Below are 11,141 nucleotides of genomic sequence, written 5' to 3' on the forward strand. Positions count from 1 at the left end.
GCGCCCGCCGTGCGGCCGCGGGGCAGCGCCCGCTGGGTGACGGAGTGGGCGGTCAGCACCCGGCGGTTGCGGCCCAGGCCCGGCGGCAGCACCAGATAGGCGAGGCGGACGAGACGGGGGTAGTGCTCGACCAGTGCCGCCTCGGCCTGCTCTACGTCGATGACATCGGCTCCGCCGGCGGGCGGGGAACTGGGTTGCTGCACCTTTGACTGCACGTTCAGCAGAACGAGCGAATCGTGGGATGGTCACCCCGCGCCCTACTGGCCGGACTGCACCAGGGCCCGCGCGTAGTTCCCCATCGACCGCTGATACCGGGGCAGATGGGGAGCCAACGCCCCCAGCACCAGGGACAGTCCCTCCCGGTCCCGGCCCAGCGACGACAGGCACAGTGCCAACGCGGCCCGCACCGCGTCGTCCAACTCGTCGCTCGGCGCCGTCAGTTCGGGCTCCAGCAGGGCGACGCCTTCCTGCGGGCGGCCCATGTTCCGCAGCGAGCTGGCCAGTTGGATCTTCGTGCGGCGCGCGCGGTACCCGGTCAGGCCGCGCCGCAGCGCCTCCTGGTACAGCGGCACCGCCTTGTCCGAGTGGCCGGTGGAGTCGAAGGCGCTGGCCCGCTCGAACGGACCGACCGGGCTGCTCTCGGGCAGCTCGGCCACCAGCGCGTCGACGAGCGCGCGGAAGTCCCCGGCCGTCGCCTCGTCGTACTCGTCGATCGTGGCCCAGGCGGCGGCGATCCGCTCTTCCCACCCACTGTTCTCGGTGCTCATCGGGCCACCTTCGGAGATCACCCCCGATCCGTCAACCGTCGGGGGCCCCGGGCCGCACCCGCCGCCCGGCGCCCCCCCCTGCGCGGCAGCCCCGGCTACGTGAGCGCCCAGCCGCTGAACTCGACGGTGCCGCGCGTCCCGTTCCCGCCGTTCGTCGCGGTCATGAACAGGCCCACGTCCTGGGTCGCCGCCGCCCCCGGCACCGGCACGGTCGCGACCGTGCGCCAGGTGGCCCCGTCGTCCGTGGAGCACTCCCCGGTGTACGCGCCGCCGGCCCGGCCGAGCCGCAGCAGCACCGGCGCCTTGACCCCGGTGATCCGCTGGTAGGTGTCCAGGGTCCCGTCGCCGTTCGTGTCGTAGGAGAGCACCACCCCGTTCGACGGGGTGACCGAGAGGTTGAGGAAGCCCGGCGACCCGGCGGTGGCGAGGGAGTTGCGCACGACGATGCCCGCCCGCGCCCACGCGCCCGTCACCGCCTGTGCGTCCACCCGCAGCACGACCGACGAGCCGTCCCTGAAGGCGCCCTCGCGGTACGCCGTCCCGAACTCCGTGGTCCCCTTCCACAGGTCGGCGCCGCCGCCGTCGACGGCGAACCGGTCCGCCAGCTGCCCGAAGACCGCCGCGTTGTTGCTGTACGTCTTCCAGCCCTCGGCCAGCGGCCCCGCCTCGAAGAGCGTGCCCTTGTGCGTGTACGTGACGCGGTCCTCGCCCTGCGGCCCGTACTGGACGTCGAGGGTGTACGGCAGCGGGCGCAGCGGCCTGTCGAGCGGGGTGTCCGGCGCGCTCGCCTGCCACGTCACCGTGCCCCGGCCGGCCGGGGCGACGCTCCTGAGGTACGTGGCGCCTTCCGGCTCGGCGTCGATGCCCTTCAGCGTGAAGTCGACGCGGCCGGTCGCGCGCAGGCCGTTGACGTTGCGGAACGTGGCGGTCACGCGTGCGTGCCCGCCCGGCGGGAACGCGGGCGGCTCCGCCGTCACGGTGAGCGCGCCCTGGTAGGGGGCCCGTGCGAGGACGTCCCGGACCCGCGAGGCCGTCCGGTACGCGTCCCCGTACGGCCGCAGGGGGTAGTCCTTGCGCTCCCGCGTCCACGGCTCCTCGAACGCGAACCAGTCGACCGTCGCCGGGGCCCGGCCCGCCGCGAGCGCGTCCTGCAGTTCGTCGAGCCACTTCTGCCAGCGCGGCAGGTAGAAGTCGGCCATCAGACCGTGCCACTCGCGGTTGCCGTACTCGTGCAGATTGCCCGGGTCGGACGTCGCCCGGTCGCCCCACACCGTGATGAGGACCTTGGCGCAGCGCTCGAACTCGGCGCGCTCGGCGTCGCTCGTGGCCATGGTCCTGGCGTCCTGGATCCACGGTCCGAGCAGGAACGCCGCGTGCGTGCCCGTGACGTCGTCCGACAGGCGCATCAGCTTCAGCCACAGCGTGGCGAGGTCCTTGAAGCGGGCTCGGTCCTTGGCGGCGTACGCGTCCTTGAGCTGGGGCAGGAGCTGGCGGCTGCGATGGGCGAGGGCCTGGCGGGTGATGTCGACGAGGTCGTACTTGTAGGCCTGACTGCCCCTCAGGTCCCGGTCCACGCCGAGGAGTCCGGTGAGCGCCGCGTCGAAGCGGCCCGGGTCGTAGGTGAGGGCGCGCGGCGCGTAGTAGGCGGCGCGGTCGGCGGCGAGGTCCGGGCGGGCGGCGAACAGCGAGTCGTGCGGGTCGGAGCGCTCGACGGCCGTGTGCTGGTACGCCGTCTCGTACAGGGCCTGCCAGGCGGCGCGGGCGTCCCTGTCGCGGGCGCCGTACCGGAAGTCGGCGTACCCCGCGAACCACGCGGACCGGTCCACCTTCCGCTCCGTCCACGCCAGTTCGGACCACAGCTCGAAGGCGGCCGGGTCGCGGTCCGTGCCCTCCGGGAGGTAGGCGGTGCCGGTGAGCGCGCTGCCCGGCTTGTCGCGCCACGCGAAGAACTTCTCGTTCCAGATGTGCGCGCGGGCGCCGATGGTGGTGCGGCCGCCGAAGTTGGGGATCGTGCCGAACGCGTACGGGGTGCCGCCCCAGTCCTTCTCGCGGTCGGTGACGGACGCGAAGCGGTCGGAGACCCCGTCGACGATGAGCATCTTCTTCCTGTCGATGGCGTCGAGGAGCTCGGGCAGCGGGTTCGCCTCCCAGCCGAGGATGACCCAGGTGGCCCCGGGCCGGTTCTTCTGCAGCGCCGCCTCCACCCCGCGGGCGGCGTCCGGCACCGGTACGTCCCCGGCGGTGCCGCCCTCGTGCAGCAGGTCCATCTTGAAGGCGCCGATCTCCCCGAACAGGTCCTTCTGGTGCCCGTAGAAGGACGCGGCGACCTGCGCGAACGACGCCGTTCGCGGGTCGAGCCAGTCGGGCCGCTCGAAGCCGTGCCAGGTGCCCTGCGGGACGACGTGCGCGTCGCCTCCGTTGCGCTCCACGAAGCCTTCCGGCACGTGCCCGTAGTAACCGGGCATGACGGGCTTCATGCCCAGCTCGCGCAGCCGGTCGACGATCCGCCCGCCCAACTCCGCCCGCTCGGCGATCAGTTCGGGGGAGAGCGGGCCGCCGTACCCGGAGAGGTTCTGCAGCAGCCACCACGGCTGGTGCGAGGGCGCCGGGAGCCAGGCCCGCGACTCCTCGTCGCTGTACCCGAAGTCCTTCAGGACCCGGTGGTACACGGCCTCCATGCCCGCGATGACGAGCACCTCGTTGCAGCCGTGCAGCGCGAGCACGTCGATCATGCGCTCCCAGTAGGCCCAGCCCGCGAACGGCGCCGTGTAGCCGTCGTTGGTGTCGTTGAGCGCGAACCGGTGGGGCAGCGACGTCGAGCGCTCCAGCGGGCGGCGGGGGGCGGGCAGGGTGCGCGGCAGGTCCAGCTGGCTGCCGTTCCAGGCGATGTGCGCGCCGCAGACGTACTTCAGATACCAGTGGACCCCGGCGAGCAGCACCGCCGGGGTCGTTCCGTACACCTCGATGCGGCCCCGTGTCCCGGACACTCGGAAACGGTCCGCGCCGTCCTGCGGGGCGGCAAGTCTGAGTCGGAACTGGTCCGCGTGATGCGGCAGTTGTCTTTTGAGCGCCGCGTGGGCCGCGGCCGTATCAAGAGCAGGACCGTGCGGTGCCGCCTGCGCGGCCGGCGCGCCCACCCCCAGGGCCGTGCCGAGTCCGATGGCGCCTGCCGTACCGAGAACCGTGCGTCGCGTTGGCGCGGACATGTGGAGCCCCCCTGATTCGCGGATGGTGCGGCGCACGGTAACCGGGGTCAGGTCCGTGCTCAACGGTGCGCACGGGTCTGGCGGGAACGTGTCGACGTGGGGACGCCCTGGAAGACAGGAGTGCGGGATGAGGAAGCTGCTGGTGGCGGGGGTCGTGGTGCTCGCGGCCGCGACCGGATGCACGGATACGGGCGGCGGGCCGGAGGCCCCCCGAACGGCGACCGGGTCGCTGGAGCAACTGGCGCGGCGGGCGGGCTGCAGGCCGGACATCCAGACCGACGCCGACGAGCTGCGCCAGGCCAACTGCGGCAAAGGGAAAGGACGTTACGTGCTCGCCACCTTCGCCACCGACCGCGGCCAGGCCGAGTGGCTGGACGCGGCCGACGACTACGGCGGCACGTACCTCGTCGGCCGCAAGTGGATCGTGAGCGGCGGCGACGGCGTCGTGACACAGCTGCGCGGCCGGCTCGGCGGGACCGTGGAGCGGTCCTCCTCGCACCACACGGGGAGTGGTGGTGGGGGTCACGAGGAGGGGTCCGCCCCGGGGCGCTCGGGTCACCGCTGAGCCGGCCGCGCAGCAGCCGTCAGGGGGCGATCGGGCACCTCAGGTGCAGCGGTCGCCCCGGTTGATGCAGCTCGCCACGCGCCGCATCAGCTTGTCGTCGAAGACGTTGATGAAGTCACCGTGGTCGGTGACCGGCTTGTGCAGCTGCTCGGGGAACGAGTCGACCGCGAAGCCGGGCCCGGGCGGCACGGAGTACACGATCCGCTGCACCAGCTGCGGGATCGCCTTGAAACCGCTCGGGCAGGCACCGGTCCTCGGGTCCTCGAAGGCCACGTGCGTACGGTGGTTGGCGCTGTCGGCGTTCGCCCCGTCCCAGCAGCTCTGGAACCGGAACGTGCGCACGACCTTCGCGCCGCGCGGGCAGATCGGGTACTTGTCCTTCAACTGGCGGTTCTCGAAGCCGGTACAGCTCCACGAGGCGTTGGCGTTCGCGTCGCCGTTGGTGAAGGCCTTGGCGTCACCGGTGATGATCCGCAGGAACCGCGGCATCGGCACGACCTTGCTCGTCGGGTTCCCGTCGAATTTCAAGGTCACGGAGGACGGGGTCCGGATCTCCCCGACGTTCTGGTCCTTTCCGCCGCCGTCCGCGTTCGCGTCGGCCTCGTCCTTTCCGTTCTGCAGCCTCAGGACCGGCCAGTAATAGGTCGACCTGTCACCCTGATTGCGGCAACTGGTCTGCCCGTTCGCGAGGGCGTCGTCGCTGGAGAATGCGTCCGTCGCCTGGTTTCCGACGTAATCGTGCATATGGTGGGCGCCATTGCTCACGCCGGGCGCGACAATGACGTTGTCCGGATTGAATTTGCCGTTCTGGTTGCGTCCGCAGGCCGTGGTGAAGGTGCCGCGCGACGCGCCGCGCTGGTTGCGGGCGGTCACCACATTGGGCCGCACGGACGTGATGTCGACAAAGTCGCTCGCGTCGGGGCCGTTGCCGCCGGTGCCTTCGCCCCCGCCGCCGGTGCCCGGCTGCGACGGGGCCGCACTCCCGCTCGGGGAGGCCGGGTCGCCGGGCGGTTGCGACGGTTGCTGCGAGGGCTGTCCGGGCTGGTCCGGCGCCCGGCCGGTGCATTCCGCCATCCCCTCCAGCTGCCGCGGAGGCGTGCCGCCGGAGCGCTGGATGTCCTGCCCGATCCGGCCGAGCGAGGCCGCGCGCTTGTCCTTCAGCGGGCCCAGGATGCTGTTCCGCACGAAGCCCGGGTCCTGCCCCGCGGCGTCCCGGTTCGAGGCGAGCCGCTGATAGGCCTCCGTGATCTGGCTGTCCAGGGCGGCCAGTTCGCCGTCGACCCCACCGCGGGCGCCGTCCGGGACGTCGGGCAGTGCGTTGCCGACGTCCGGACAGTCGATGGTGGCCACTTGCTGTTGCTGTGACTGCTGCTGCGTCCCGCTGCCCGCGTTCCGCTCCGGGTTCTCATGGGCCTGCGCGTACACGTTGACCGCGGCCAGCCCACCTCCGCCCAGGAGCAGTGCGGCCGACGCGACGGTCATCCGCGTCGTCAGCGAAGAGCGCCGTTTCCGTGAGGTGCGTCCCATGAGAAGACGTACGCAACACGAGGCGGCCGTGTTCAATCGACCGCCGGAATTTCTCAGTGCCCTTGATCCAGATAGGCGAGAACCGCGAGGACCCGCCGATTGTCGTCATCGGAAACCGTCAGATCCAGCTTGGTGAAGATATTGGACGTGTGCTTGGCAATGGCCCGCTCGGTGACCACCAATTGCCCCGCGATCGCCGCGTTCGACCGGCCCTGCGCCATCAGTTCCAGTACTTCCCGTTCGCGCGGGGTGAGCCCGCCGAGGGGCGGGTCCGCGGCCCGCCGCGACAGCAGCTGCTGGATCACCTGCGGATCCATGGCCGTCCCGCCGGCCGCCACCCGCCGCACCGCGTCGATGAACTGATCCGCGTCGAAGACCCGGTCCTTGAGCAAATAACCGACCCCGCCGTTCCCGTCGGCCAGCAGCTCGCGCGCGTACAACTGCTCCACGTGCTGGGAGAGCACGAGCACCGGCAGGCCCGGCCGCTCGCGGCGCGCCGCGAGCGCGCACTGCAGCCCCTCGTCGGTGTGCGAGGGCGGCAGCCGTACGTCGACGACCGCGACGTCCGGGCTCAACTCGGCCAGTGCCTTGGTGAGTTCGGGCCCGCTCTCGACGGCCGCGGCGATCTCGAAGTCGTACGCCTCGAGCATCCGCACCAGACCGTCCCGCAACAGGAACAGGTCTTCGGCTAGGACAACACGCAAGGGATCTCCATGGTCACCATGGTCGGACCGCCCGCAGGGGAGCTGACGGCGAGGACACCGTCGAATGTACCGAGCCTGCGCTCGATCCCGCTGAGTCCTCCGCCGGACGCGATCACCGCACCGCCCCCGCCGTTGTCGGTGACGGCGATCCGCAGGTGCCCCTCGTCGTGCCGGATGTCGATCCAGATCCGGTCGGCGCCCGCGTGCTTCACGGCGTTCGTCAGGGCCTCGCTGACGGCGAAGTACGCGGCCGACTCGACCGGTGCGTCGGCCCGCCCGGCCATCTCCACCTCCACCTCGGTGGCCACGGGCAGCCGTAGCGCCAACGCCCGTACGGCGTCGCCGAGTCCGCGCTCCGCGAGCACCGGCGGATGGATGCCGCGCACGAGGTCGCGCAGCTCGGTCAGGGCCTGCGCGGACGACTGCCTGGCCTGCGCCACCAGCTTCTTCGCCCGGTCCGGGTCCTTCTCGATGAGCATCTCGATCGTGCCGAGGTCCATGCCCATCGCGACGAGGCGGGCCTGCGCCCCGTCGTGCAGATCGCGCTCGATGCGCCGCAGCTCGGCCGCCGAGGTGTCCACGGCGTCCTGCCGGGTCTCCGTCAACACCCTGACGCGCTGCTCCAGTTCACCGGCGGCGGGCGCGAGGACGTAGCGGGTCAGCAGGAAGTGCACCCGCAGCAGCGCGGGCGCGACGAACAGCCCGGTGGTGAGCAGCGCGGTGGCGAGCAGGGCCGCGAGGAGGGCGGTGCCCTGCCCGCTGACCGGCACGAACCCGTACCACCAGCCGACGTACGTGCCGTCGGTGAAGACCCGCCACAGCCCGGCCGCGAGCGCGTACCCCTCCAGCGGGTAGAAGACCAGCGCCACGGGCAGCAGCGCGGTCACGAACCCGGCCGTCATGTCGACGAGCAGCCAGCGCAGGTCCCGCCAGGTCGCCGGGTCCGCCAGCATCAGCCGGCACCGCTCGACCTGCCCGACGATCCCGCCGCGCAGGCCGTCCGGAAACGGCCGGTACGTCGCCGGGATGCGCACCCCGCACCACTCGGCGGCGACGGCGCGGCGCCAGTTCGCCCAGTGCCGCACGAGCCCCAGCACCCAGGGCGTGGTCAGGGCGCCGAACCCCAGCACGAGGAACGCGACCGACAGCACCGTCAGGACGAACAGGGTGATCGACCCGGCGAGCCCGGCCGCGGCGACCCACAGCCCCCGCAGCCCCGCCAGCACGGCGCTCCGCGCTCTCGCACCCATCCCGTACTCCGTCCGTCCGGCCGTCGTTCCCACACCTCACAGTGTGGCCGGTGGCGCGGAGCGGGTCAGTGGGTTCGTCACCCCTAGGGGGGTGTCCCTACGTACACCCCCCGAGGGGCGCGCGGTGGCTAACGGGCGGGCGGTGCGTACTTGTAGCCGACGCGGCGCACCGTCTGGATCGCCCTGCGGTGCTCGGCGCCGAGCTTGCGGCGCAGCCGGGCGATGTGGACGTCGACGGTACGGCCGTCGCCGACGTGCCCGTAGCCCCACACCGTGGTGACGAGCTGATCGCGGGTGTGCACCCGGTGCGGGTGCGCGACGAGATGCGCGAGCAGCTCGAACTCCAGGTAGGTCAGGTCGAGTTGACGCCCGTCGACACCGGCGATGCGCTGCCCGGGGTCGATGGAGATGAGCGCGTCGGACGGCTCCGGCTCCGGCGCCGCGGGCTCGGCGGGCAGCAGCGGCTGCTGGTCGGCCGGTACCAGCACCAGATAGCCGATCATCGGCGGGCGGCCCGGCAGCGTGGGCAGGGTGTGCGGTGGCGCGGGCAGCAGTGTCGCGCCCGGCGGCAGGAAGTCGGTGACGTCGACCGGCGCGGGGGCCGGTGCCACCTCGTCCCGGTCGACGGCGCGCAGCCGGGTGCGTGCGGGGCCGGAGGCGACGGAGAGGGGTCGGGCAGGAGCCATGAGTGGTCAACTTTCGCGCGAGAGGCCGTCTGAGGAGGGACGTACGTCATGCGCGCCGGCCGAAGGCCGCACTGCTCGAAGAGGAGTGCCGGCTTTAGAGGGCCCGCGCGTTCGTCGCGCGGCAACACACCCGGTCGAAATCGTGGTGCTGGCGGGAAGGCCAGAACGGCTCGAGGTCGTGACGACGACCCCGCGCGGTGGTGTTCTGGAAGCTGGCCATGCCCTTATTGAAGCAGATGGAATACGGGAAGAAGAGGGCGCCCGCACAAGATGCGGACGCCCTGGAGGACTTCATGGCCGAAATCGATCCGTGCCGGGGGAGCCGGAGATCAGACCTGGCCGGCCTTCTCCAGTGCGGAGCAGCAGGTGTCGACGAGCAGGCGCGTCACGACGTACGGGTCGACGTTGGCGTTGGGACGGCGGTCCTCGATGTAGCCCTTGCCGTCCTTCTCGACCTGCCACGGGATGCGCACCGAGGCGCCGCGGTCCGAGACGCCGTACGAGTACTCGTTCCACGGGGCGGTCTCGTGCAGACCGGTCAGGCGGTCGTCGATGCCGGCGCCGTAGTGCTTGACGTGGTCGAGCGGCTTGGAGCCCTCGCCGAGCGACTCGCAGGCGGTGATGATCGCGTCGTAGCCCTCGCGCATCGCCTTCGTCGAGAAGTTGGTGTGTGCGCCGGCGCCGTTCCAGTCGCCCTTGACCGGCTTGGGGTCGAGGGTCGCGGAGACCTTGAAGTCCTCGGCGGTGCGGTAGAGCAGCCAGCGGGCCACCCACAGCTGGTCGGAGACCTCCAGCGGGGCGAGCGGGCCGACCTGGAACTCCCACTGGCCGGGCATGACCTCGGCGTTGATGCCGGAGATGCCGAGACCGGCCTTCAGGCAGTTGTCGAGGTGCGCCTCGACGACGTCGCGGCCGTGGATCTCGTCGGTGCCGACGCCGCAGTAGTAGCCGCCCTGCGCGGCGGGGAAGCCGCCGACGGGGAAGCCGAGGGGGCGGTCGCCCTCGAAGAACGTGTACTCCTGCTCGATGCCGAAGACCGGCTCCTGCGCGCCGAACTTCTCCTCGACCTCGGCGAGCGCGGCACGCGTGTTGGACTCGTGCGGCGTCATGTCGATATTCAGGACCTCGCACATGACGAGGACGTCGTCGCCGCCGCGGATCGGGTCCGGGTACACCGCGACCGGCTTGAGGACGCGGTCGGACGCATGGCCCTCGGCCTGGTTCGTGGACGACCCGTCGAAGCCCCAGATCGGCATCGCGTCCAGGCCCTGCGGCTCGCCCGCGATTATCTTCGTCTTCGAACGAAGCTTGGCCGTCGGCTCGGTGCCGTCGATCCAGATGTACTCAGCCTTGAAGGTCACGGGCGACATCCTTAAGGAGCGGGTCTTCAACTGCCGGGAAGCCTGTCAACAGGGCATTTCCCGACCGTTGCCCGTGGGTGAACCCCGTGTTACCGCGGGCGCCCCGCGTCGGAGGCGTCGCGGGAACTCGTATGCGATGCGGCCACCAGCACCCCGTCGGGAACCCGCGCCAACAACCCTGCGGGTTGCGGGTCAATACACCTAGCGCCCCAGCGCGTCCCGCACCGCCTCCTCGCTGCGGCCCACCACCGCCGTGCCGTCGTCGGCGGTGATGATCGGGCGCTGGATCAGCTTCGGGTGCGCGGCAAGCGCCTCCACCCACTGCTCACGGCTGTCCGCGTCGCGGGCCCACGCCCTGAGCCCGAGGTCCTTGGCGGCCGCCTCCTGGGTGCGGGTGATGTCCCACGGTTCGAGCCCGAGCCGGTCGAGCACGGCCCGGATCTCGTCGGGCGAGGGCACGTCCTCCAGGTAGCGGCGCACCGTGTAGTCGGCTCCCTCGGCGTCGAGCAGGGTGAGCGCGCTGCGGCACTTCGAGCAGGCCGGGTTGATCCAGATCTCCATGCTTCTCACAGTAGTCACCCTGCGTCCCAAGTGCCGTTTGGCCAGCGGCTTTTGTCAGTGGGGAGCAGTAGAATAGAAGCAGTGTTCGAGAGCTTCGGGGGCTTTCGAGTTCGCGACAGGAGGATGCCTGTGCCGGCTGCCGCACCCATGCTGATCGATCTGCCGTACGCGCCACTCGCCAAGAGGCCGCTGCCCGCGGGGCGGCCCCGCGACTGGTACATCACCCACAACCGTCGCCTCAAGGCCATGCGCCTGGCGATAGCCCTGCTCGACTCGGGCGTCTACCTTCCCAACCAGGCCCACAACCAGAGGATCCGCCTCACCGCCGACCTCATCGGCGTCCATCCGCCGTCGGACACGACGTGTCACATGGTGCGGGCGCTGATGCGGTACGCGCGCTGACCTGTGCGGTTGCCGCCCGGCGGTCCGGATCTCCGGGCCGCCGGGCGGTTTCGCGCAGCGCACGCTCCGGGGCCGCGGGCAACGGCGCGAGACGCCACGGCGCACCCGGCGG

At 71.5% G+C, this 11,141-nt stretch carries 10 protein-coding genes and 1 pseudogene; 2 read left to right on the forward strand and 9 right to left on the reverse strand.

All coding sequences use genetic code 11. The features are described from left to right. The 3 genes and pseudogenes from G3I40_RS15710 to G3I40_RS15720 form a co-directional block, all read right to left on the reverse strand. A pseudogene (locus tag G3I40_RS15710) lies at positions 1–215 on the reverse strand (hypothetical protein); the annotation flags it as partial. A gap of 42 nt (positions 216–257) precedes the next feature. Next, positions 258–767, reverse strand: coding sequence for a tetratricopeptide repeat protein (locus G3I40_RS15715; RefSeq protein ID WP_164302784.1), 510 nt, complete (start codon positions 765–767; stop codon positions 258–260). Positions 768–862: 95 nt separating this feature from the next. Then, on the reverse strand, positions 863–3,973 hold the full coding sequence (locus G3I40_RS15720; protein ID WP_164302785.1) for an alpha-N-acetylglucosaminidase: 3,111 nt from the start codon (positions 3,971–3,973) through the stop codon (positions 863–865). Between the two features lie 127 nt (positions 3,974–4,100). On the opposite strand from G3I40_RS15720, the gene G3I40_RS15725 reads away from it, so the two are divergent. After that, entirely contained in the window at positions 4,101–4,538 is a 438-nt protein-coding gene (locus G3I40_RS15725) for a hypothetical protein (protein ID WP_164302786.1), read from the forward strand. A 39-nt stretch (positions 4,539–4,577) separates the two neighbouring features. Here the strand turns inward: G3I40_RS15725 and G3I40_RS15730 are convergent, their stop codons facing one another. From G3I40_RS15730 to G3I40_RS15755, 6 genes are all read right to left on the reverse strand, one after another. Next, on the reverse strand, positions 4,578–6,065 hold the full coding sequence (locus G3I40_RS15730) for a DUF1996 domain-containing protein (RefSeq protein WP_164302787.1): 1,488 nt from the start codon (positions 6,063–6,065) through the stop codon (positions 4,578–4,580). 53 nt (positions 6,066–6,118) lie between these two features. Beyond that, positions 6,119–6,769 (reverse strand): response regulator transcription factor, encoded by a 651-nt coding sequence (locus G3I40_RS15735; protein WP_164302788.1) that lies wholly within the window; start codon positions 6,767–6,769, stop codon positions 6,119–6,121. Then, the gene (locus G3I40_RS15740) at positions 6,754–8,019 is read right to left on the reverse strand and encodes a sensor histidine kinase (protein ID WP_164302789.1); all 1,266 of its coding nucleotides are present in this window, start codon (positions 8,017–8,019) and stop codon (positions 6,754–6,756) included. The genes G3I40_RS15735 and G3I40_RS15740 overlap by 16 nt, the downstream gene beginning before the upstream one ends. 128 nt (positions 8,020–8,147) lie before the next feature. Then, on the reverse strand, positions 8,148–8,705 hold the full coding sequence (locus G3I40_RS15745) for a winged helix-turn-helix domain-containing protein (protein ID WP_164302790.1): 558 nt from the start codon (positions 8,703–8,705) through the stop codon (positions 8,148–8,150). Between the two features lie 329 nt (positions 8,706–9,034). After that, positions 9,035–10,066 (reverse strand): glutamine synthetase, encoded by a 1,032-nt coding sequence (gene glnII / locus G3I40_RS15750; protein ID WP_164302791.1) that lies wholly within the window; start codon positions 10,064–10,066, stop codon positions 9,035–9,037. 201 nt (positions 10,067–10,267) lie between these two features. Then, on the reverse strand, positions 10,268–10,627 hold the full coding sequence (locus tag G3I40_RS15755; RefSeq protein WP_164302792.1) for an arsenate reductase family protein: 360 nt from the start codon (positions 10,625–10,627) through the stop codon (positions 10,268–10,270). A gap of 147 nt (positions 10,628–10,774) precedes the next feature. Between G3I40_RS15755 and G3I40_RS15760 the strand changes: the two genes are divergently transcribed. Continuing rightward, the gene (locus G3I40_RS15760) at positions 10,775–11,029 is read left to right on the forward strand and encodes a hypothetical protein (RefSeq protein WP_239091764.1); all 255 of its coding nucleotides are present in this window, start codon (positions 10,775–10,777) and stop codon (positions 11,027–11,029) included. The last annotated feature ends 112 nt before the right edge of the window (positions 11,030–11,141 follow it).

The organism is Streptomyces sp. SID14478, from assembly GCF_010548525.1.
Taxonomy (GTDB): domain Bacteria; phylum Actinomycetota; class Actinomycetes; order Streptomycetales; family Streptomycetaceae; genus Streptomyces.